The 21053-nt window shown below is 68.7% G+C and carries 20 protein-coding genes; 12 read left to right on the forward strand and 8 right to left on the reverse strand.

From position 1 onward, the window contains the following. Positions 1-192: 192 nt before the first annotated feature. From IU452_RS24330 to IU452_RS24345, 4 genes are all read left to right on the forward strand, one after another. A complete protein-coding gene (locus IU452_RS24330; protein WP_195111463.1) occupies positions 193-1332 on the forward strand; it encodes an Hsp70 family protein in 1140 nt (379 codons plus the stop codon). Positions 1333-1533: 201 nt separating this feature from the next. Continuing rightward, positions 1534-2538, forward strand: a complete 1005-nt coding sequence (locus IU452_RS24335; protein ID WP_195111716.1) for an AurF N-oxygenase family protein — start codon at positions 1534-1536, stop codon at positions 2536-2538. Positions 2539-2551: 13 nt separating this feature from the next. Further along, positions 2552-4117, forward strand: a complete 1566-nt coding sequence (locus tag IU452_RS24340) for an FAD-dependent oxidoreductase (protein WP_195111464.1) — start codon at positions 2552-2554, stop codon at positions 4115-4117. Positions 4118-4578: 461 nt separating this feature from the next. Then, positions 4579-6555, forward strand: coding sequence for an Hsp70 family protein (locus IU452_RS24345; protein WP_195111465.1), 1977 nt, complete (start codon positions 4579-4581; stop codon positions 6553-6555). A 24-nt stretch (positions 6556-6579) separates the two neighbouring features. Here IU452_RS24345 and IU452_RS24350 read toward each other — a convergent pair whose 3' ends face one another. Next, positions 6580-6981: a VOC family protein gene (locus tag IU452_RS24350; RefSeq protein WP_195111466.1), complete on the reverse strand. Its 402-nt coding sequence runs from the start codon at positions 6979-6981 to the stop codon at positions 6580-6582. A gap of 87 nt (positions 6982-7068) precedes the next feature. Between IU452_RS24350 and IU452_RS24355 the strand changes: the two genes are divergently transcribed. After that, the gene (locus tag IU452_RS24355) at positions 7069-8004 is read left to right on the forward strand and encodes a helix-turn-helix transcriptional regulator (RefSeq protein WP_195111467.1); all 936 of its coding nucleotides are present in this window, start codon (positions 7069-7071) and stop codon (positions 8002-8004) included. Between the two features lie 43 nt (positions 8005-8047). On the opposite strand, the gene IU452_RS24360 is transcribed toward IU452_RS24355, so the two are convergent. Further along, entirely contained in the window at positions 8048-8809 is a 762-nt protein-coding gene (locus IU452_RS24360; RefSeq protein ID WP_195111468.1) for an SDR family NAD(P)-dependent oxidoreductase, read from the reverse strand. 145 nt (positions 8810-8954) lie between these two features. Here IU452_RS24360 and IU452_RS24365 point away from each other — a divergent pair, with 145 nt between their 5' ends. The 3 genes from IU452_RS24365 to IU452_RS24375 all read left to right on the forward strand — a co-directional run bounded on the left by IU452_RS24365 (position 8955) and on the right by IU452_RS24375 (position 11044). Further along, positions 8955-9656 (forward strand): TIGR00266 family protein, encoded by a 702-nt coding sequence (locus tag IU452_RS24365; RefSeq protein ID WP_195111469.1) that lies wholly within the window; start codon positions 8955-8957, stop codon positions 9654-9656. 36 nt (positions 9657-9692) lie between these two features. Next, complete coding sequence (locus tag IU452_RS24370; protein ID WP_324192798.1) at positions 9693-10490, forward strand: HAD family hydrolase; 798 nt, start codon at positions 9693-9695, stop codon at positions 10488-10490. Positions 10491-10558: 68 nt separating this feature from the next. Then, on the forward strand, positions 10559-11044 hold the full coding sequence (locus tag IU452_RS24375; RefSeq protein ID WP_195111470.1) for an SRPBCC family protein: 486 nt from the start codon (positions 10559-10561) through the stop codon (positions 11042-11044). A gap of 3 nt (positions 11045-11047) precedes the next feature. On the opposite strand, the gene IU452_RS24380 is transcribed toward IU452_RS24375, so the two are convergent. From IU452_RS24380 to IU452_RS39605, 6 genes are all read right to left on the reverse strand, one after another. Beyond that, positions 11048-11800 (reverse strand): sirohydrochlorin chelatase, encoded by a 753-nt coding sequence (locus tag IU452_RS24380; protein WP_195111471.1) that lies wholly within the window; start codon positions 11798-11800, stop codon positions 11048-11050. Position 11801: 1 nt separating this feature from the next. Then, complete coding sequence (locus IU452_RS24385; RefSeq protein WP_195111472.1) at positions 11802-13103, reverse strand: sulfate adenylyltransferase subunit 1; 1302 nt, start codon at positions 13101-13103, stop codon at positions 11802-11804. After that, entirely contained in the window at positions 13103-14044 is a 942-nt protein-coding gene (gene cysD, locus IU452_RS24390; protein WP_195111473.1) for a sulfate adenylyltransferase subunit CysD, read from the reverse strand. The genes IU452_RS24385 and cysD overlap by 1 nt, the downstream gene beginning before the upstream one ends. After that, on the reverse strand, positions 14041-14757 hold the full coding sequence (locus IU452_RS24395; protein ID WP_195111474.1) for a phosphoadenylyl-sulfate reductase: 717 nt from the start codon (positions 14755-14757) through the stop codon (positions 14041-14043). The genes cysD and IU452_RS24395 overlap by 4 nt, the downstream gene beginning before the upstream one ends. A 15-nt stretch (positions 14758-14772) precedes the next feature. Then, positions 14773-16563 carry a nitrite/sulfite reductase gene (locus tag IU452_RS24400; protein WP_195111475.1) on the reverse strand — a complete coding sequence of 597 codons (1791 nt, stop codon included), beginning with the start codon at positions 16561-16563 and terminating at the stop codon, positions 14773-14775. A gap of 132 nt (positions 16564-16695) precedes the next feature. Then, positions 16696-16788: an Ms4527A family Cys-rich leader peptide gene (locus IU452_RS39605; RefSeq protein ID WP_373281383.1), complete on the reverse strand. Its 93-nt coding sequence runs from the start codon at positions 16786-16788 to the stop codon at positions 16696-16698. A gap of 161 nt (positions 16789-16949) precedes the next feature. Between IU452_RS39605 and hemW the strand changes: the two genes are divergently transcribed. The 4 genes from hemW to dnaJ all read left to right on the forward strand — a co-directional run bounded on the left by hemW (position 16950) and on the right by dnaJ (position 21050). Continuing rightward, positions 16950-18179, forward strand: coding sequence for a radical SAM family heme chaperone HemW (gene hemW, locus IU452_RS24405; protein WP_195111476.1), 1230 nt, complete (start codon positions 16950-16952; stop codon positions 18177-18179). A 204-nt stretch (positions 18180-18383) separates the two neighbouring features. Then, positions 18384-18590 carry a hypothetical protein gene (locus IU452_RS24410; protein WP_195111477.1) on the forward strand — a complete coding sequence of 69 codons (207 nt, stop codon included), beginning with the start codon at positions 18384-18386 and terminating at the stop codon, positions 18588-18590. Between the two features lie 205 nt (positions 18591-18795). After that, positions 18796-19830: a heat-inducible transcriptional repressor HrcA gene (gene hrcA, locus IU452_RS24415; RefSeq protein ID WP_195111478.1), complete on the forward strand. Its 1035-nt coding sequence runs from the start codon at positions 18796-18798 to the stop codon at positions 19828-19830. 71 nt (positions 19831-19901) lie between these two features. Continuing rightward, the gene (gene dnaJ, locus IU452_RS24420) at positions 19902-21050 is read left to right on the forward strand and encodes a molecular chaperone DnaJ (protein ID WP_195111479.1); all 1149 of its coding nucleotides are present in this window, start codon (positions 19902-19904) and stop codon (positions 21048-21050) included. The last annotated feature ends 3 nt before the right edge of the window (positions 21051-21053 follow it).

Genomic DNA, 21053 nt, shown 5'->3' on the forward strand with positions numbered 1-21053 from the left:
GGATCGTTGTCAGCCTTCATTCCCTGCGCCGGTCGCCCCCGGCGGCCGGTGCAGGGCAAACGGGACAGAAGGGCACAGGCGCTCGGCGGACAACCTCGTGTCCTCTGCTTGGCAAGTTCTCAGCACAGTGATTGCCTTGAGGCGGGTCGGGTCACGGTTCGGTAAACGGCTCGTCGATCGAGGGTGAGAGTGATGACGGTTGGGCTCGGAGTGAGTATCGGCACGGTCAACACGGTCTGCGCCGTATCGACCGCAGGCGGGGGACGGCACGGCGGGGGGAATCGGCAACGGGCGGGTGGCCCGCCGACCACCTGGCGGACCACCCTCACCTTCGACAGCACCGGCACCGCGCGTGTCGGGCGCATCCCTCGACACGGCCGGGCCATCACCGAATTCGCCGATCTCACCCAGCGCGCCGCGCCGTCCGCCCGGGTCGGCCACCGCGCGCTATCGGCCGCCGATCTGGTGGCGACGGTGGCGGACAGTGTCATCCGGCAGGTGCTCGGCGACCGCCCGGACCCCGGCGTGAGCATCACCGTCACCCATCCGGTCGGATATCCGGCCGATCGGGTGAGCGACCTGCGCGACGCCCTGGACACGGTGGGGTTGCGCCAGGCCCGCCTGATCGCCGAACCGATCGCGGCCACCGCCTGGCTGGAGTCCGCGCGCGGGCCGCTCATGCCGGGCTTGGCGCTGGTGTACGACCTGGGCGGCTCGGGTCTGAACGTGACCCTGGTCCGCGTCGGCGCCGGTTGCCCGCAGCATCCGGTCGTCGGAGAACCGTTGCGCTCCACCGATTTCGGCGGCCGCGCCTTCGGTGCCCTGATGGCGCGCCGCGCCCACTGGAGCGCCTCGGACAATCCGACCCTGGTCGGCGTGCTCTCCGATGCCGCCATCACCGAACTACGCACGGCACACGTGCGCAAATCCCTCGACGTCGTCTACGAATGCCTGCGCGTTGCCGATGTCACCATGGCCGACGTCGACTGCGTGCTGGTCGTCGGCGGCGCCGCCCGCCCGCCCGAGGTCGCGGGCCTGCTCTCCGATGCCCTCGCCCGGCCGGTGATCGTGGCCCCGGATCCCGAGCGCACGATCGCCGAGGGCGCCGCCATCCTGGCCTGCCGGTCGGCCGTCGTCCCCGCCGCGGTGGCCCACCGCCGCGTCGTCTGGATAGGCGGTGCTCGGTTGCGCCGCCGCCTCACCCGCGCGGCGGTGACGACCGCTGTCGCGGCGGCCGGGGCCTTGTTCGCGGCCACCGCCGTGGCCAGCGACGACCCCCGCACCGCGGCCATCGATGCGAACGGCTACTGCATCGTGCAACCGGTGCACTGATCGGCCGGGCTGTTACTTCCGACACACAGCCACCCGATGTACTCGCCGGTACCCCCGGTAACGGTGTACGTCTGTGCACTGAGGCCTGTCGCACGCCTGAATGCGGCCCTCACCGATGATCTCCGCACGGTTGACGTAACTCGATGTTGGTGTAACCATGGGACACAGTTACTAGTGCGAGATGGAGAGGCTGTGACGACGATGTCCGTTGCCGCGACACCCGACGTCGACCCCGTGGTCGCCCAGGCACAGGAGTACGCCCAGAAGCTGATGCTGCTGTCCGAGGGCTCGGTCAACAAGCACTTCGATCCGTTCGAGGACATCGACTGGGACAACCCGGATTTCGCCGCGGACGCCGGCGAGGAACGCTGGGTCCTGCCCGTCTCCGGTGACGCGCTCGGCCGCCACCCCTGGTACCAGGCGCTGCCCCTGGAGCGCAAGATCGCCATCGGCAAGTACCGCCAGGCCAACGTCGCCAAGGTCGGTCTGCAGTTCGAGTCCATCCTCATCAGCGGCATGGTCACCCACAACTTCGGGCTGCCCAACGGTTCCCCCGAGTTCCGGTACTGCTCCCACGAGATGATCGAGGAGCACAACCACACCCTGATGTTCCAGGAGATGGTCAACCGGATCGGTCTCGACGTGCCCGGAATGGGCCCGCTGGTCAGCAAGTTCAAGTATCTCGGCGCGCCGGTCGCCGCGCTGTTCCCGAACCTGTTCTTCATGGCCGTGCTCGCCGGCGAGGAGCCGATCGACCACATCCAGAAGGCGATTCTGCGCTCGGGCGAAGAGGTGCACCCGATCATGCGCGGCGTGATGTCCATCCACGTGGCCGAGGAGGCGCGGCACATCTCCTTCGCGCACGAGTTCCTCAAAAACCATGTGCCCGAGGCGAATGCGGCCAACAGGTTCGTGCTGTCGATCGCGATGCCGATCGTCATGTTCATTCTGGGCCGCGCGATCTACACCCCGCCGCGGTCGTTCTGGAAGGAATTCGACATCCCGGACCACGTCCGCAAGGAGCTGTTCTACGGCACCAAGGAAGCCAAGCGGGAGTTCAGCGACTTCTTCGGTGACGTGCGCACGCTGGCCAAGGAGATCGGTCTGATGAACCCGGTCGCCAAGGGCGTGTGGAAGCTGCTGCGGATCGACGGCCACACCACCCGGTACCGTTCGGAGCCGCTGCGCGCCGCGCGGGCGGGGTGAGCGGCGGATATCGATGCCCTACGTCGTCACCCAGTCGTGTTGCAGCGACGCCTCGTGCGTGTACGCCTGCCCGGTCAACTGCATCCATCCCACGCCCGATGAACCGGACTTCCTGACGGCGGAGATGCTGTACGTCGACCCGCAGGCGTGCGTGGACTGCGGCGCCTGCGCCACCGCCTGCCCGGTGGACGCCATCACGTCGACGAAGAAGCTGACCGCGGACCAGAAGCCGTTCATCGAGATCAACGCCGATTTCTACCGGCAGTCCCGGCCACGGCCGACGTTGGCGAAACCCATTCCGGCGCCGGTAGTTTCGCCCGAGCGTGGACCGCTGCGAGTGGCGATCGTGGGCTCGGGCCCGTCGGCGATGTATGCCGCCGACGAACTGCTCACCCAGCGTGATGTCACGGTGACCGTGCTGGACCGGCTGCCGGTGCCCTACGGGCTGGCCCGCCACGGCGTCGCGCCGGATCACACCCGGACCCGTCAGGTGAGCCGGCTGTTCGACGTGATCTCCGCCCAGCCCGGCTTCGGCTCGTATCTGAATGTGGCGGTGGGCGACCATATTTCGCATGCGGATCTGCTCGAACACTTCCATGCCGTGATCTACGCGGTGGGCGCGTCGGCCGATCGCAAACTCGGGATCCCGGGGGAGGGGCTGCCCGGCAGCGCCTCCGCCACCGAGTTCGTGGCCTGGTACAACGGCCATCCCGACCACGCGCGGCGCGAGTTCGATCTGACGCATCGGCGCGCGGTCATCGTCGGCAACGGCAATGTGGCGCTCGACGTGGCCCGCATCCTCACCACCGATCCGGAGCTGCTGGCAGGTACCGAGGTGTCGCCGGTGGCGCTGGCGGCCCTGCGGCACAGCAAGGTCGACGAGGTGGTGATCCTCGGCCGCCGCGGCCCGGCCGAATCGGCCTTCACCGTACCGGAATTCGTGGGTCTGCTCGGTGCCGATGTGGACATCGTCGTCGAAGGCGAAGTCCCGGAACCTGTTTCGGGCATGCCGCAGAAGGTGGAGCAGAAGCTGAAGCTGCTGCGTGGCCTGGCCGACCGGCCGTCGGGGGCGCGTAAGCGCATCGTATTCCGCTACCTGTCCTCGCCGACCGCGCTGGTGGGCACCGATCGGGTCAGCGGAGTCGAGTTGGTGCGCAACGACCTCGTCACCGACGCCGACGGCACCGTGCGCGCGGTCGCGACCGCCGCGACCGAAACCCTGGATGCCGGACTGGTACTGGCCTCGGTCGGCTACCGCGGTGTGGCGCTGCCCGGCCTGCCGTTCGACGAGAAGGCCGCAGTGATTCCGAATGTCGACGGACGAGTGCCCGACGCGCCCGGAACGTACGTCACCGGCTGGATCAAGCGCGGCCCGACCGGATTCATCGGCACCAACAAATCCTGCGCCCAGCAGACCGTGCAGCAGCTGGTCGACGACTTCAACGCCGGCCGCCTCCCGGAACCCGCCCGAGACGCAGCCGATTTCGACCGCCTGGTCACCGACCGTCGGCCAACGGCCGTCCGGGGCGGTGCCGCGGCCCGACCGTGGTGGAAGCGCAGGCTTCTGGCCCGCGCCTGACCCTGTCAGGTAACGCTGGTGCCCCACGCGGCGACTTCCCCGGCGGAGCGCCGGTTTTCGCGAACCATCCGGTCCGTCCGTGGTGGGCGATGTGCCGTAATTGCCTGTCCTTCAAGGATTAGCAACCGTCTAGCCATCGGGGAACTGGGGGATGGATTCGGTCGTGCCGAGATCAACTACGGGCCAACGCAGCGCACCGGTCGGTTTTCACCTAAATTTACTGCGTGGTAGCCAGTTTCAGTCGGAATTGGACGGCTGAGTAAGAATTTGCTGACCTCGTCTCAACCGGTATGCCCGTCTATCAGCGCTTTTGCGACGCATACCAGTGGGTATGAAACCTTTTCTCCGGATTCGGTATTCGTGATCGACGGGTGCCAGCTAACCTGAGTTCGCTGTTTGGTAAACGACCGCGACCACATGGTGCGTCTGGCGTGAGGCCGTGGTCACGGTGCGTTGACGGGATGGCAATGACTGTTGGCTTCGGCATGAGCATCGGCACAGTGAACTCCGTGTGGGCGGCCACGGACGGCGACCGCGATCGGCCCGCGGTGCGGGTGCGGCGCACGGCCGTCACCTTCGACAGCGCGGGCGGCCCCCGAATGGGTGGCCTGCCCCGATTCGCCCCGGTGGTCACCGATTTCGCCGACCTCACCAGGGATTCGGAGCCGGTCGTGCTCGGCGGCCGCATCTGGTCGCCCACCGACCTGGTCGCCGCGGTGGTCAGCTGCCTGATCGCCGCCAACGAGCCCGCGGCCGGACCGGTCGCCACCTATCCCGCGTGCTATACCGCCCGCCAGCTGGCGGCGTTGCGGCACGCCCTGGACTGGTCCGGCGCCGCCGATGTGCTGCTGATGCCGGAGCCGGTGGCGGCGGTCGAATGGCTCGACGCCGAGCACGGCGTCTCCGACAACGGGCTCACCCTGGTGTACGACCTGGGCGGGAGCTGCCTCGACGTAGCGATCGTGCGCACCGAGGCCGACCGGAACGAGCGCGGTGTCCTCGGCGCGGCGGTGCGCTCGCACGACTACGGCGGGCGGCCACTGGGAACCATTCTGGCGCGCTACGCGCGAGCGCTGGCGCCGAGCGCACCGTCTCCGGTGTCGAAGGTGGTGCCCGCCTGCGACACCAAGCGGCTGCGCGTCTGGAATGTCCGCAATTCCCTTCGGGTGGTTCGCAATTGCGTGCACGCGGCGGGGTTGACGCTGCGCGAGGTGGATCGCGTGCTGGTGGTCGGCGGCGCGGCGCGCCCGGCCGAGGTGGCGCAGGTGCTGGCCGAACTCGGCCGTCCGCTGGTGATAGGGCCGGATCCGGCGCACACCGTGGCCATCGGCGCCGCGATCGCCTCGGCGCGGCTGGCGGAGTCGGGCGGAAATTCGACGCGTTATGCGCGCGGTGCGGCCGTATTGTCCAGCGCGGCTGTTGTTTCCGCGCTGGCGATGTCGGCCGCGACGATGCTGAGCAATGGCCCGGTCCGATCCGACGACACGGGAATGCAATTCGCTCCCGCCCTGGCCGACCCGGCCAATGCCGCCCGCAACCACAACCGCAACCTGCGGGAGATCGCCTACGGCGTACCGGGCGGCGCGGACGCGCTGATCTCGTCGTCTTCCTCGTTACGCTCGCATCACACACTCGCGCAGTCGTTTTCGACCGTATCCGCCGTCGGTACAGGGAGTCCGATCCGCTCGTACGCTTCCGGAAATCGGTGCGATACCGTCCGTCCCGGTTCCGGGCCCACCTATGCCGACCCCGCCCAATTCATCAACCCATTGCCCTTCCGCGCTGCGCCGCGGGGCGGACAGGCGAACACCCCGACCGAACCGCCCAGGCCCGGACCGATTCCGTCGATCAGCCTCCCCGACCTCGCGGATATCGCCGAACCCATCGCGGCGCCGCCCCCGCCGATCATGGGCCCGATCGCAGTGAGTGCCGGTACGGCCACATCGGCGCCCACCGGAACTCCGGTTCCGAATCAGGGAACGATCGCGAACCCGGTAGAGGCCCCGCCCAACCCGCCGATGCCCGCACCGGCAGCGCCCTTCGACTCGACCACCACGGACCCGTCGACGAACATTCCCACCAGAGGCGCGATCGGCGGTACCGAGACACCGTCCGGCACTTCCGGTTCCGGTGGATCGATGGATGTCTCCACCTCGACCGGAGGACCCACCTCGCCGGGTTCCCTGTCCGGTGGTTCGCTGTCGGGCGGCGGAACCACCTCGAGCGGCACGTTCTCCGGCGGCGGGTTGCCCTCCGGTGGAACCACGGGCGGGTCGTTCTCCGGTGGAGGCATGTCGGGTGGGACGACCTCCGGCGGTTCGCTTTCCGGCGGCGGGACCACGTCCGGTGGGGCGTTCTCCGGAGGCAGTACCTCTTCCGGCACCTCGTCCTCGAGTGGAGGCGCCTCCGGTGGCGGGTTGGGCGGCTCACGCCTCTGAGCAACAGGGGGCCTGAGATCACGTTCAGTCGTGTCGGGCGCCGAGCATGTCCAGGTAGTGCTGGTTGTACATGATGCCGAGGATGTTGCCGAACGGGTCGACCACGGCGGCGGTGACGAATCCTTCGCCGCGCTCGATGATCGGCTGATATTCCTTGGCGCCCAAGGCGATGAGCCGGTCCAATGCCGCGGGCAGATCGTCCACGTGCCAGTACAGGATCTGTCCGCCGGGCTGCTCGGGCTGCGGCTCGGGCGCGTATTCGCGGGCGACCAGGCCCAACTCGTGCTGGTAGTCGCCGATGCGGAACTCGAGGTAGCCGCCCGGCACCTCGAAATAGGGCGGCACGCCCAGCACCTCGGTGTACCAGCGCCCGGCCGCGTCCAGATCGTCGGCGTAGTAGGACACGGTCGTCATTCCTCGCAGCATCTCGGTCTCCTTCGTTGTTGTGCTGTTCCTCCATCCTCGGATCGAAAGTGCTCACCAATTGAGCACTTTTACGGGCAGAATTTCGCTATGCGAGCCGATCGACTGGTGGCCACCCTGCTGCTGATGCAGAACCGCGGGCGAGTGACGGCGGCCGAGGTCGCCGCCGAACTGGAGATATCGGTCGCCACCGCCCGCCGTGACCTCGAGGCACTGTCGGCGGCCGGAATCCCGGTCTATCCGCAGCCGGGCCGGGGCGGCGGCTGGTCGCTGGTGGGCGGGGCCCGCACCAACTTGAGCGGCCTCACCGTGGCCGAGGCGCAGGCCCTGTTCCTGCTGCTCGGACCGGCCGCCACCAGCGCGCCCGGTGTCCGCTCGGCGCTGCGCAAACTGATGCGCGCGCTACCGGAGACCTTCCGAGCCGATGCGCAGGCGGCGGCCGAGGCGGTGGTCATCGATCCTGCCGGGTGGGGCGAGCGGAAGGACGCGGTGCCGCCGCTGGTCGCCCGGCTCCAGCAGGCGGTGGTCGGCCGCCGAAAGATCGCACTGCGGTACGGGTCCACGAGCACGACCTGGGTGGTCGATCCCTGGGGACTGGTCGACAAGGATGCCGTGTGGTACCTGATCGCCGGTACCGACCGCGGGCGGCGCACCTACCGGGTCGATCGCATTGCCGAGGCCGAGATCACCGCCGAGAGCGCCGACCGCCCAACCGATTTCGACCTGGCGCAGGAATGGAGCGAGGTGGTCGAGGACATGGAGCAGCGCCGTGCCCGCGTCTCGGCCACGGTCCTCGCCGACCCACGCATCGCCCCGATCCTGGCCGACCGGCTCGGCCGCCACGGCACCGTCGAAGGCCCGGCGCCGGACGGCCGAACCCGGCTGCGGATCACCGCCCACATGCCGCGTTCCATCGCCGAGCAGTTGGCGGGCTGGGGTTCGGCGGTGGAAGTCGTCGAGCCCCAGGAGGTTCGAGACGAGATGCGGGCGATCGCCGCCGAATTGACCGCGCTGTACGGACACTGACGGCCGCACACCGAAACGGCGTGCGGCCGTAGGGCTTCGGCGACTACTGGGCGGTGAAGCCACCGTCGATCGCGACCGCCGCGCCGGTGACGAAGCTCGCCTCGTCGCTGAGTAGATACGCGCACAGCGCCGCGATCTCGTCCGGCCGCGCGATGCGGCCCAGCGGATGCAGCGCCGCAATGCTCGCCTCGCCTTCGGGAGTCGCGCCCATGGAGCTCCGGAACGCGGGGGTGTCCACCGCGCCCGACACCACCGCATTCACCCGCACTCCCTGACCGGCCGCCTCCAGCGCCACCGCCCGCGTCAGCCCGATCACCCCGTGCTTGGCCGCCACATACGGCGCCACCGAACCCATGCCCACCACACCGAGATTGGAGGCATTGTTCAGGATCGCGCCGCCGCCGGAGGCCACGATCGCCGGAACCTGATGGCGCAGACCGTAATACACGGCGCTGAGGTTCACCTCCAGATCGGCCCGCCAGCCCGCCTCGTCGATGTCCTGGATCGGCCCGAACGCATTGACACCTCCGGCATTGTTGAACGCGGCATCCAGTCGCCCGAACTCCGCCACGGCGGCCCGGGTCAGGCGAGCCACCTCGTCGTCGACGGTGACGTCGGTCGGAACGAAGACCGCCCGTCCGCCCGCCGCGCGGATCTCCTCGGCCACCCGGTCGCCCGCCTGCTTCCCGCGCGCCCCGAGCACCACCGCGGCGCCTTCGGCGGCCACCCGCCGTGCCACCGCCGCGCCCACCCCGGAACTGGCCCCTGTAATCAGCACCACCTTGGACTCGAACCGGCCACCCATCGTGTTCTCCATTTCCCTTGTCGTAGCGGTCTTTTCGCCGCGACATCGAGTCAACCGCCGCCGCGAGCCCGGTGCTGGCGGAATCCGGACGTCTAATTGACGTGTCATCTATTGCCGTTCGCCGTCCCGCGCGCACACTGGATTGATGGAAGCCAGAATCGTCGGAACCGTCATGCCGGTGCTCGAGGTCGGGCTCGATCCGGGCGAGGGCCTGGTCGCCGAGGCGGGACGCCTGTCGTGGATGACCGGGTCGATCCAGCTGCGGACCTCCTCGCGGGTCATGTCCGGCGGCATGTTCGGGGCGATGAAACGGGCCTTCGCCGGTGAGGGCTGGTTCATGACCGAGTACTCGGCCGCGCGCCATCCGGGCCTGGTCGCCTTCGCGGCCAAGCTACCGGGCCAGATCGTGCCGATCACGGTCCAGTCGGGCGCGGAATATCTGGTCCACCGAGACGGGTTCCTCTGCGGCACCAGCGATGTCCGGGTCTCTCTGAGCTTTCAGCGCCGGCTGGGCGCGGGCATCTTCGGCGGGACGGGCTTCACCCTGCAGCGGATCGGCGGCAACGGGCACGCGTGGGTCGAGCTGTCCGGCGAGGTCGTGACGTACGACCTGGCGCCCGGTGAGACGTTGCGGGTCCATCCCGGCCACGTCGGAATGTTCGAGGGGAGTGTCGACTTCGACATCACCATCATTCGCGGCATCCGCAACATCCTGTTCGGCGCCGACGGATTGTTCCTGGCCGCGCTCACCGGGCCGGGCCGGGTGTGGCTGCAATCGCTGACGATGAGCAATCTCGCCCAGGCCATCACCCCGTACCTGCCATTGCCCCAGCGCAACGAGCAGTAGTGCAAGAGGACTTGCACCATCGGTAAGAATGGGCCAGTGGACAGAGCACGCAGGCCCGAGCTGATAGCGCTGGATGTGGACGGCACCATCCTGCGGACCGGGGAGCCCATCAGCCCGCGGGTCCGCGACGCGGTGCGGGCGGCCGCCGCGGCCGGGGCGCACGTGGTGATCACCACCGGCCGCACACTGTTGGCGACCCGGCTGGTGGTGGAGGAACTGGGTCTGTGCGAGGGGCAGGCGCTGTGCTCCAATGGCGCTGTACACGCCGACATTTCGAGTTGGGAGCCGTTGGCGGCGCACACCTTCGATCCGGAACCCGCGGTCGCGGTGCTGCGCGAGATGTTCCCGGATATGGTGCTGTCGGTGGAGAAGGTCGGCGTCGGCACCTGGACCACCGGCTACTACCCGGGCAGCTTCCGCCTCGGCGAATTCCGCTTCGTCGAGGACCGGGAACTGAGTCTGGAACCGACCACCCGATTGAACGGCTGGTGGCCCGGCGGCACCCTCGCCGACATGATCGAACTACTCGGCGAGCTGAACCTGCCGGGCGCAGGCTGGGTGCACGGCGAGCACGAGCCCTTCCTGGTCGCCTGCAAACAAGGCGTCTCCAAAGGCTGGGCCCTGGAACGTCTGCGCCAGCAACTCGGCATCCCCCGCGAGGCCACCCTCGCCATCGGCGACGGCTACAACGACCGCGAAATGCTCACCTGGGCAGGCCATTCCGTAGCCATGGGCAATGCCGTGGCCCCCGTGCTCGAACTGGCCGACGAAATCACCGCCGACGTCGACGACGACGGTGTCGCCCGGGTCCTGGAGCGCTGGTTCGAAGTGTGAACGACGGCATCGAGCCGGGCAAAGCCCTACAGTTGGGTGCGACGGCGGATCGATGCCAAGGAGTCACGGTGACGCGCTGGTTTGCACTGCAGTCGTGCGACGAGAAGTTCTTCGAGACCGCGCCGTTTCGGTTTCCCTACGATATCGATCTGCCCACCACGGCCGAGGACGTGTGGGGATGGCTGACCGCGGCGCGGCCACTGCAGGGATGTCGGCTGCTGTCCGATATCTCCTGGACCTCGCCGCTCGGGCCGCAGGCCACCCGCGTCGCCCGGCTGTTCGGCGGCCGGCTCACCATGCGGGAACGATTCTTCCGCTGGGAGGAGGGCCGACGGTACTCGTTCACCACCGAGGCCGCGACCCTGCCGCTGTTTCGCCGATTCGCCGAGGACTGTCTGATCGAGCCCACCCCGACCGGCTCCCGGTTCACCTGGACCTTCGCCTTCCAGCCCCGGCCGGAGCTCACCGCGATCATGCGTCTGGGCACACCGCTGAGCCGGTTGATGTTCGACAGCTTTGCCCGTGACGCCCGTCGCCACTTCGCCAACACATGACCATCAGGCGGCGTGGCTGTCGCGGTGCATCCCGACCGTGGCGGCCGCGGTGTAGCGGTGGTGGATCACTTCGGCCAGCAGCGGGTGAGTGCCGATCGGCTCGGCGTGTACCAGGTGAGGCGCGGCAGCCATGAGGCGGTCGGTGAGCAGGCCCGGGGCCAGGAACCAAGGTGCGACCACGATGCGGGTGCAGCCGCGAGCCTGGAGGCGCGAAACGGCCTGGGGGAGTGAGGGTTCGGTGGTGGCAAAGCAGACCGAGGTGCGCCAGCGGGTGCCGGTGGTGAGCAGGCGGCCCACGCGCTGGGTCCGGCGGTTGGCTTCGGCGGAGGAGGAACCGACGGCGGCGACGGCGATGCCCAGCCCGGTGTCGTCCGGATCCGCGCCCGTCTCCAGGACGCGCTCGCGGAGGGCGGCGATCAGACGCGTGTCGGCGCCCAGCACATCGGCCTGTGTCAGCCGCAGACGCGGGTGCCGCGCCTGTGCCGTCGCCAGCAGTCCCGGCAGGTCGACCCGGGCGTGATAGGCGCTGCCCAACAGCAGCGGCACCACCACGGCTTCGCTATGCCCTTGCGCGGCAACGGCATCCACCACCCGGTCCACCGACGGCGTGCTCAGATCCAGGAACGCCAACCGGGTATCGAGACCGGGGTGACGCGCGGCGAGATCGGTGACCACCGCCGAAACCGTCGCCGCCGAGCGCGGGTCGCGGCTGCCGTGCGCGACCGCGATCAAGGCGGGAGCGGCGCCCGAATTCATCTCACGCTCCGGCTTCGCTGCCGACCTCGACGGCGGTCAGGACGTCGCCGACCAGGCCCGCGGCCAGGGTGTTGCCGCCCGCCGGGTCGATGAGCAGGAAGCTGCCGGTATGGCGGTTGGTGCGGTAGTCGTCCGCGGCGATCGGGTCAGCGACGCGGACCGAGATGCGGCCGATATCGTTGAGCGCCAGCGACTCCGGGGACGGGTCGGCGGCCAGCTTCTGCTCGTCGAAGCGTTCGATGAGAGCGCCGACGATCGCCTGGGTGGTGCGGGTGCCGTGCTTGAGCAGCAGTCGCGCGCCGGGGCGCAGCGGCTTGTCGCCCAGCCAGCACACGGTGGCGTCGAACGAGTCGACCGGCTCGGGCGCGTCCGCGGATGCGGCGATGATGTCGCCGCGAGAGATGTCGACATCGTCGGCCAGGATCAGCGTGACGCTGCGGCCGGGCTGCGCCGACGGCAGCTCACCGTCGGCGGTGTCGATCCGCTCGACGGTGGTGCGGATACCGGAGGGCAGCACCACCACCTCGTCACCCTTGGACACCACCCCCGCGGCGACCTGGCCGGCGTACCCGCGGTAGTCCGGATATTCGGCGGTGCGCGGCCGGATCACGTACTGCACCGGGAATCGCAGCCCGATGGAATGCCGCCCCGAACTGTCGGCATCCACCGGCACCGCCTCCAGGTGCTCGATGAGCGAAGGCCCGTCGTAGAACGGGGTGTTGTCCGACCGGGAGGCGATATTGTCCCCGTGCAGCGCCGACACCGGAATCGCCACCACATCCTCGGCGGCCCAGCCGAGTGTGGTCGTCAGCTCCGCGAATTCGGCCGAGATCTTGTCGAATACCCCGGCCGCGTCGTCCACCAGGTCGATCTTGTTCACCGCGAGCACGAGTTTCGGCACACCCAGCAGCGCCATGACCGCGGCATGGCGGCGGGTCTGCTCGATCACACCCTTGCGGGCGTCGACGAGCAGGATCACCAGCTGCGCGGTGGACGCGCCCGACACCGTATTGCGGGTGTACTGCACATGCCCGGGAGTGTCGGCGAGCACGAAAGACCGTGTGGGCGTGGCGAAGTAGCGGTAGGCCACGTCGATGGTGATGCCCTGCTCCCGCTCGGCCCGCAGGCCGTCGACGAGCAGCGAAAGGTCCGGCGTGGCAAGGCCTTTGTCGACCGAGGCGCGCGTCACGGCGTCGATCTGGTCGGCCAGCACCGATTTGGTGTCGTAGAGCAGGCGTCCGACCAGTGTGGACTTGCCGTCGTCGACACTGCCGGCGGTGGCCAGTCTGAGTAGGTCGGACATCAGAAATAACCCTCTCGCTTGCGATCTTCCATCGCGGCCTCCGAGACCCGGTCGTCGCCTCGGGTCGCGCCGCGCTCGGTCAGCCGCGACGCGGCGACCTCGGCGAGGATGTCGGCATTGGTGGCGGCGGTGGAAAGGATTGCCCCCGTGGAGGATCCGTCGCCGACGGTGCGGTAGCGCACCGACCTGATCACCAGCTCCTCGCCCTCGGCCGGGCCACCCCATACGCCCGGCGTCATCCACATGCCGTCGTGCTGGTACACCGGCCGCTCGTGCGCGTAGTAGATGGTCGCCAGCTCGACGTTCTCCCGCGCGATGTAGCGCCAGATGTCGAGTTCGGTCCAGTTGCTCAGCGGGAACACCCGCACGTGCTCACCCGGCGCGTGCCGCCCGTTGTACAGGTTCCACAGCTCCGGCCGCTGCCGCTTGGGATCCCAGCGCCCGAACGCATCGCGCAGCGAGAAGATCCGCTCCTTGGCCCGCGAACGTTCCTCGTCGCGGCGGCCACCACCGAAGACCGCGTCGAAGCGATTGTCGGCGATGGCGTCCAGCAGCGGCACCGTCTGCAGCGGATTGCGGATACCGTCGGGCCGCTCCTGCAGGCGCCCGTCGGCCAGATACTCCTCGACGCTGGCGACATGCAGGCGCAGCCCGTACTTGTCGACCACCTTGTCGCGGAACTCCAGCACCTCCGGCAGATTGTGCCCGGTGTCGACGTGCAGCAGCGCGAACGGCAGCGGCGCGGGCCAGAACGCCTTGAGCGCCAGATGCAACAGCACGGTGGAGTCCTTGCCGCCGGAAAACAAAATCACCGGCCGCTCGAACTCCCCCGCGACCTCGCGGAAGATATGGATCGACTCCGACTCCAGCGCGGCCAGAGTATCGAATTTCTCGAGCGAAGCGAGAACATCGAATGCAGTATCGGTGACTGTTGGATTCATGAGGCGTGCAACCCGCATTCGGTCTTGGCGAGGCCGGCCCAACGGCCGCTTCGCGGATCGGCTCCCGGTTCCGGCTTCCGTGTGCACGGAGCGCAACCGATGGACGGATATCCCTCCTCCACAAGGGGATTGACGAGAATGCCGTGCCGTTCGATATAGGCGGCCATCTCGTCGTCGGACCAGGCGGCGATCGGGTTGATCTTGACCAGCCCGAAGCCCTCGTCGAAGGAGATCAGGGGAGCGTTGGCGCGGGTCGGGGCCTCCACCCGCCGGATGCCGGTGACCCAGGCGTTGTAGCCGGACAGCGTGCGCCGCAACGGGACCACCTTGCGCAGGCGGCAGCACTCGTTGGGTTCGCGTGCGAACAGATCCTTGCCCAGCAGCGCATCCTGTTCGGCCACAGTGTGTTCCGGGGTCACATTGACGACGTTCACCCCGTAGACGGCCTCGACCGCATCCCGGGTGCCGATGGTTTCGGCGAAGTGGTAGCCGGTGTCGAGGAACAGCACATCCACACCGGGATGGACCTGCGCCGCCAGATGCACCAGCACGCCGTCCTGCATATTCGAGGCGACGATGTAGCCGGAACCGAAGGTGTCCTCGGTCCACCGCAGCAGCTCGGTCGCCGACGCCTCCGGACCCAGTTGTGCCGCACCGTCTTCGGCGATCCGGCGGAGCCGGTCCTCGGATAGTTTTTCCACTGTGGTTGCCATAGCTGATGTCTCCCGTTACCGAAGGTCGGCCTCGTCGGCGCGGACAGCCCACTGCGCGAACCGCTCGCCCTCGTTGCGGTTCTTGACGAAGTTGCGCACCACGCGCTCGATGTAATCGCCGAGCTCGGCGCTGGTCACCTTGTGCTGGCGCAGTTTTCGACCGAACGCACTGTCGAGCCCGAGGCTGCCACCCAGGTGAACCTGGAAGCCCTCCACATGATTCCCGTCACCGTCGTCGACCAGCTGTCCCTTGAACCCGATATCGGCGATCTGGGCGCGGGCGCAGGAGTTGGGGCAGCCGTTGATATTGATGGTGATGGGCACGTCCAGCTGAGAGTTGATATCGGCCAGCCGCTGCTCGAGTTCGGGCGCGAGCGCCTGGGAACGCTTGCGGGTCTCCACGAACGACAGCTTGCAGAACTCGATTCCGCTGCACGCCACCAGATTCCGGCGCCACAGCGACGGGCGGGCCTGCAGGCCCAGCGGTTCCAGCTCGTCGATCAGTTGCTCGACCTTGTCGTCGGGCACGTCGAGCACGACCAGCTTCTGGTAGGGGGTGAACCGCACGCGGTCGGAACCGGCCCGCTCGGCCGCATCGGCGACCTGAGAGAGGATGGTGCCCGAGACGCGACCGGCGATGGGGGAGAAGCCGACCGCGTTGTGCCCGTTGCGCAGCTTCTGCACGCCGACGTGGTCGACGATCTGCGTGGGCTTGTCCGGAGCGGGGCCGTCGATCAGCTTGCGCTTCAGGTACTCGGTTTCGAGAACTTCGCGGAATTTTTCGATACCCCAGTCCTTGACCAGGAACTTGATCCGCGCCTTGGTGCGCAGCCGCCGGTAGCCGTAGTCGCGGTAGAGCGCGACGATGGCCTCCCACACATCGGGCACCTCGTCGAGCGGCACCCAGGCGCCGAGGCGCTGCGCCAGCATCGGATTGGTGGACAGGCCCCCGCCCACCCACACATCCAGGCCCGGGCCGTGCTCGGGATGGACGACGCCGATGAAGGCCACATCGTTGATCTCGTGCGCCACATCCTGCTGGCCGGAGATCGCGGTCTTGAACTTGCGGGGCAGATTCGAGTAGCGCTTGTCGCCGATGTAGCGGCGCACGATCTCATCGATCGCCGGAGTGGGGTCGATCACCTCGTTGACCGACTCCCCGGCCAGCGGCGAGCCGAGGACCACGCGCGGGCAGTCGCCGCACGCCTCGGTGGTCTTCAGGCCGACCTCTTCGAGCCGCCGCCAGATCTCCGGGACGTTCTCGATCTCGATCCAGTGGTACTGGACGTTCTCGCGGTCGGACAGATCGGCGGTGTCGCGGGCGAACTCGGTGGAGATCCCGGCGATCGTGCGCAGCTGGGCCAGGTTCAACGCACCGGCGTCGCAGCGCACCCGCATCATGAAGTAGCGGGCCTCGAGGATGTCGATGTTCTCGTCGCCGGTCCAGGTGCCGTCGTAGCCCTGCTCGCGCTGGGTGTAGAGGCCCCACCAGCGGAACCGGCCGCGCAGATCGGCCTTATCGATGGAGTCGAAACCGCCCTTGGAGTAGATGTTCTCGATACGGGCGCGGACGTTGAGCGGGTTGTCGTCCTTCTTGCTCTGCTCGTTCGGGTTGAGCGGTTCCCGGTAGCCGAGCGCCCACTGCCCCTCGGATTTGCGGCGGACCGGCTTGCCGGTGCGCTCGCGCGGACCGGCCGGGGCTTCGGTCCGTCGCGGACGGTCGGGGCGGACACGACGTTCCGAGGCGGGCCGCGGTGGACGAGCGGATTCGGGGGTGGTGTGACCGGCGTCGGTGCTCGACGTCATGGGGTCGCTCCTGCGGGTGGTGATCAGGCCTTACGGCAGGCGGGAGGGGCTGGCTCACGCCTTCGGCAATTCAGCGGCCGGGGACATCGGCGTCAGGACTGGGACGCCGGGAACCGGGGGACAGGGGCCGAGCTACCGGAGGCAATCCGGCAGACAGCTCGCGCTGCAGACACGCTTGAAGTCGACGTGACGACGCGCCACCAATCGCACTCCAAGTCCGGTCATGAGCCTTATTGTGCCATGTCAGCGGGGTCGTTCCGACCATCCGCCCATATTTTCCGCTGAATCTCGGGAAATTCCCTGGACGGGTGATCGGATTTGTGAGATCGGTCATAGATCGACCCGGGCATACCGCACACCGTGGGGGCGGTCAGACTGGAACGGTGATGCCGACCGCTGCTTCCGAAGCTCTCCGCCCGCCGACATCGGTCGAGGCGGACGCGCCTGTGTTGCGCGATTTCGGTGGGGGGCCGTTCGGCATCTACGTGCACGTGCCGTTCTGTGCGACTCGCTGTGGATACTGCGATTTCAACACCTATACGGCGGGGGAGTTGGGCACCTCGGCCTCGCCGCAGTCCTGGATGACCGCGCTGCGGGGTGAACTCGCCACGGCGGCGGAGCTCTTCGGCGCCTTGCCGAGTCCGCAGCCGGAGGTGTCGAGCGTCTTCGTGGGTGGCGGGACGCCGTCGCTGCTCGGCGGGGAGGGGCTGGCGGAGGTGCTGGACGCGGTCCGGGCGCATTTCACCCTGGCCGCCGATGCGGAGGTCACCACCGAATCCAATCCGGAATCCACCTCGCCGCGGTTCTTCGATCGGATCCGCGCGGCCGGGTACACGCGGGTGTCGCTGGGGATGCAGTCGGCCGCCGAGCATGTGCTGAGGGTGCTCGACCGCACCCACACGCCCGGTCGCGCGGTCGCCGCCGCCCGGGAGGCCCGCGCGGCCGGATTCGAGCACGTCAACCTGGATCTGATCTACGGAACGCCGGGGGAGACCGATGCCGATCTCGACGCCAGCCTGGATGCGGTGCTGGCCGCGGGCGTCGATCATGTGTCGGCGTACTCGCTGATCGTCGAGGACGGCACGGCCCTGGCCCGCAAGGTGCGCCGCGGCGAACTGCCCGCCCCCGACGACGACGTCCTCGCCGCCCGCTACGAGCGCATCGACGCCCGCCTCACCGCGGCCGGTCTCACCTGGTACGAGGTATCCAACTGGGCGGCAAGCGAGGCCGCGCGCTGCCGCCACAACCTCGGTTACTGGGACGGCGGTGACTGGCTCGGCGCGGGCCCCGGCGCCCACAGTCATCTCGGCGGAGTTCGCTGGTGGAACATCAAGCACCCGGCCCGCTACGCCGACCGCGTCGCCCGGGGCGGCCTCCCCACCGCCGGCTGGGAAGCCCTCACCCCCGACGAAAGTCACACCGAGCGCATCATGCTCACCGCCCGCCTCCGCACCGGCCTCCCCCTGACCGCCCTCACCCAGGCCGAACGCCGCGCCGCCAACCGAATCATCACCGACGGCCTCGCCACCCTTACCGACGACCACCTCATCCTCACCCCCCGAGGCCGCCTCCTCGCCGACGCAGTCGTCCGCACCCTCCTCACCGCCCCGGACTAGCCCACCCGCCTGTTCCGGCTGTCCGCGTCCTCTGTTCCCGGACTGTCTGCCTCTTGTTCCCGGCCTGTCTCTCCCTCTTGTTCCCGGCCTGTCTCCCTCCTGTTCCCGGCCTGTCTCCCTCCTGTTCCCGGCCTGTCTCCCTCCTGTTCCCGGCCTGCTTTCGGCCGGGATGGCGTAGGGTTCGAAACGAACCCGAGGAGTCCCATGCCACAGGCACGTCGCGTCACCCTTGTCCACGACCAGAGCGATTTCGCCGAGGCCAGAGCCGCCGAAAAGGCCGAATCCGCCCGGTTGGGCGCCTTGGCCGCGCGGGCGGTCGCCAGCCATTCCACCGACGCCGAGGATTGCGTGCGGCTGCTGACCATGCTGGGCCTGGATGCCCGGGCGGGGCGGCTCGCGGGCACCGACTGACGCCACAGCGGTCACCACCACACCGGTTCGACACCGAGTCGCGGGTCCTGCGACGATTAGCACTGCTCGAGCGCGTGTGCTAACTATTCGCGATCCGCGATTTAAACTGGACTTCGGATGAACCGGGGATCCGCGTGATCGCGTCTGCTCCTGAGGCGGTCGCGCGCCCCGGGCGGACCCGATGGCGAGCGAGGAGGTGGGACCGATGTCGAGTACCGAACAGCGGCGACTCGAGGTCCTGCGTGCGATCGTCGCGGATTACATCGCGACCAAGGAACCGATCGGATCGAAGACCCTGGTCGAACGCCACAACCTGGGCGTATCCAGCGCGACCGTGCGCAACGATATGGCGGTGTTGGAGGCCGAGGGCTATATCACCCAGCCGCACACCAGCTCCGGCCGCATTCCCACCGACAAGGGCTACCGCCAGTTCGTCGACAACATCGCCGAGGTGAAGCCGCTGTCGACGGCCGAGCGCCGGGCGATCATGCAGTTCCTGGAGAGCGGCGTCGACCTCGACGATGTACTGCGGCGCGGGGTGCGGCTGCTGGCCCAGCTGACCCGCCAGGTCGCGATGGTCCAATACCCGACGGTGTCGGCATCGACCGTGCGGCACATCGAGGTCGTCGCGCTCAACCCGGCGCGGTTGCTGCTGGTCGTGATCACCGACACCGGCCGCGTCGATCAGCGCCTGGTCGACCTGGGCACGGTGATCGACGACGAGGATCTGGCGGCACTGCGCGGCATGCTGGGCAAGGCCATGGACGGCAAACGCCTGGCCGCCGCCTCGGCCGCGATCGCCGAACTGCCCGAGCGCGCCCCGGCCCGGCTGCGCGACGTGCTGGTGCGGGTGGCGACGGTGCTGGTGGAAACGCTGGTCGAACACCCAGAGGAGCGGCTGGTCCTGGGCGGAACCGCCAATCTCACCCGCAATGCCAACGACTTCGGCGGCTTCCCGGGCTCGCTGCGCGCGGTGCTCGAGGCCCTCGAGGAGCAGGTGATCGTGCTCAAGCTGCTCGCGGCCGCGCAGCAGCCGGGCATGGTGACGGTGCAGATCGGTGAGGAGACCCAGGTCGAGCAGATGCGCGGCACCTCGGTGGTGTCGACCGGGTACGGTGTGCCGGGCGCCGTGCTCGGCGCCATGGGTGTGCTGGGTCCGACCCGGATGGACTACCCCGGGACCATCGCTTCGGTGGCCGCGGTCGCCCGTTATATCGGCGAGGTGCTCGCCGAACGATAGATCGCGGCAGGTTCGGCTGTGGAGCAGGACAGATGCGATACACCTTCGGAACAGGACTAGAAGAGACACAAGTGGCACGGGACTACTACGGAATCCTCGGCGTCGGCCGCAACGCGACCGACCAGGAGATCAAGCGCGCCTACCGTCGGATGGCGCGGGAATTGCACCCCGACGTCAACCCCGACCCGGACGCGCAGGAGAAGTTCCGCGAGGTGTCCGCGGCCTACGAGGTGCTCAGCGATCCGGAGAAGCGGCGCATCGTCGACATGGGCGGCGACCCGCTGGAGACCGTCGGCGGTGCCGGTGGTTTCGCCGGTGCCGGTTTCGGCGGTCTGGGCGATGTGTTCGAGGCGTTCTTCGGCGGGATGAGTTCCGCGGGCCCGCGCAAGCCGCGCGGGCGGGTGCAGCCGGGCGCGGATTCGCTGCTGCGCACCCGGTTGTCGCTGGCCGAATGCGCGGTGGGGGTGACCAAGCACCTGACCGTGGACACCGCCGTGCTGTGCGACCTGTGCCAGGGTTCGGGCACCAACGGCAATTCCAAGCCGGTGCGATGCGAGACCTGCGGTGGTGCGGGCGAGATTCAGACGGTCCAGCGGTCGTTCCTCGGCCAGGTGATGACGTCGCGGCCGTGCCCGACCTGCCGCGGCGCCGGGGAGACCATCCCGGACCCCTGCCGCAAATGCGGCGGCGACGGCCGGGTGCGGGCGCGCCGCGAGATCGCCGCGCCGATCCCGGCGGGTGTGGCCAACGGCATGCGGGTGCGGCTGGCCGCCCAGGGCGAGGTCGGCCCCGGCGGCGGCCCGGCCGGTGACCTGTACGTGGAGATCGTCGAGCAGCCGCACGACACGTTCGTCCGCGACGGCGACGATCTGCACTGCACGATCCGGGTGCCGATGGTGGATGCCGCCCTGGGCACCACGGTGGTCATCGACACGATCCTCGACGGCCCGACCGAGCTGACCATCCCGCCGGGCACCCAGCCGGGCGAGGTGTCGGTGCTGCGCGCCCACGGCATGCCCAAGCTGCGTTCCAGCGCGCGCGGCGACCTGATCGCGCACCTGGACATCGTGGTCCCCACCAAGCTCGACGCCAAGCAGGCCGAGCTGCTGCGCAAGTACAAGTCGACGCGCGGCAACGAGCGCACCGAGGTGCTCTCGGCCCAGTCCGAGCACAACAGTGGGCTGTTCGCGCGGCTGCGGGCCTCGTTCAGCGGACGCTGAGTT

It is taken from the genome of Nocardia transvalensis (assembly GCF_015477765.1).
GTDB classification, from domain to species: Bacteria; Actinomycetota; Actinomycetes; order Mycobacteriales; family Mycobacteriaceae; genus Nocardia; species Nocardia transvalensis_A.

What these genes read in the sequence shown, in the direction of transcription:
- IU452_RS24330 (WP_195111463.1), top strand. Translation starts at nt 193, where the DNA reads ATGACGGTTGGGCTCGGAGTGAGTATCGGCACGGTCAACACGGTCTGC.
- IU452_RS24335 (WP_195111716.1), top strand. Translation starts at nt 1,534, where the DNA reads ATGTCCGTTGCCGCGACACCCGACGTCGACCCCGTGGTCGCCCAGGCA.
- IU452_RS24340 (WP_195111464.1), top strand. Translation starts at nt 2,552, where the DNA reads ATGCCCTACGTCGTCACCCAGTCGTGTTGCAGCGACGCCTCGTGCGTG.
- IU452_RS24345 (WP_195111465.1), top strand. Translation starts at nt 4,579, where the DNA reads ATGGCAATGACTGTTGGCTTCGGCATGAGCATCGGCACAGTGAACTCC.
- IU452_RS24350 (WP_195111466.1), bottom strand. Translation starts at nt 6,981, where the DNA reads ATGCTGCGAGGAATGACGACCGTGTCCTACTACGCCGACGATCTGGAC.
- IU452_RS24355 (WP_195111467.1), top strand. Translation starts at nt 7,069, where the DNA reads ATGCGAGCCGATCGACTGGTGGCCACCCTGCTGCTGATGCAGAACCGC.
- IU452_RS24360 (WP_195111468.1), bottom strand. Translation starts at nt 8,809, where the DNA reads ATGGGTGGCCGGTTCGAGTCCAAGGTGGTGCTGATTACAGGGGCCAGT.
- IU452_RS24365 (WP_195111469.1), top strand. Translation starts at nt 8,955, where the DNA reads ATGGAAGCCAGAATCGTCGGAACCGTCATGCCGGTGCTCGAGGTCGGG.
- IU452_RS24380 (WP_195111471.1), bottom strand. Translation starts at nt 11,800, where the DNA reads ATGAATTCGGGCGCCGCTCCCGCCTTGATCGCGGTCGCGCACGGCAGC.
- IU452_RS24385 (WP_195111472.1), bottom strand. Translation starts at nt 13,103, where the DNA reads ATGTCCGACCTACTCAGACTGGCCACCGCCGGCAGTGTCGACGACGGC.
- cysD (WP_195111473.1), bottom strand. Translation starts at nt 14,044, where the DNA reads ATGAATCCAACAGTCACCGATACTGCATTCGATGTTCTCGCTTCGCTC.
- IU452_RS24395 (WP_195111474.1), bottom strand. Translation starts at nt 14,757, where the DNA reads ATGGCAACCACAGTGGAAAAACTATCCGAGGACCGGCTCCGCCGGATC.
- IU452_RS24400 (WP_195111475.1), bottom strand. Translation starts at nt 16,563, where the DNA reads ATGACGTCGAGCACCGACGCCGGTCACACCACCCCCGAATCCGCTCGT.
- IU452_RS39605 (WP_373281383.1), bottom strand. Translation starts at nt 16,788, where the DNA reads ATGACCGGACTTGGAGTGCGATTGGTGGCGCGTCGTCACGTCGACTTC.
- hemW (WP_195111476.1), top strand. Translation starts at nt 16,950, where the DNA reads ATGCCGACCGCTGCTTCCGAAGCTCTCCGCCCGCCGACATCGGTCGAG.
- IU452_RS24410 (WP_195111477.1), top strand. Translation starts at nt 18,384, where the DNA reads ATGCCACAGGCACGTCGCGTCACCCTTGTCCACGACCAGAGCGATTTC.
- hrcA (WP_195111478.1), top strand. Translation starts at nt 18,796, where the DNA reads ATGTCGAGTACCGAACAGCGGCGACTCGAGGTCCTGCGTGCGATCGTC.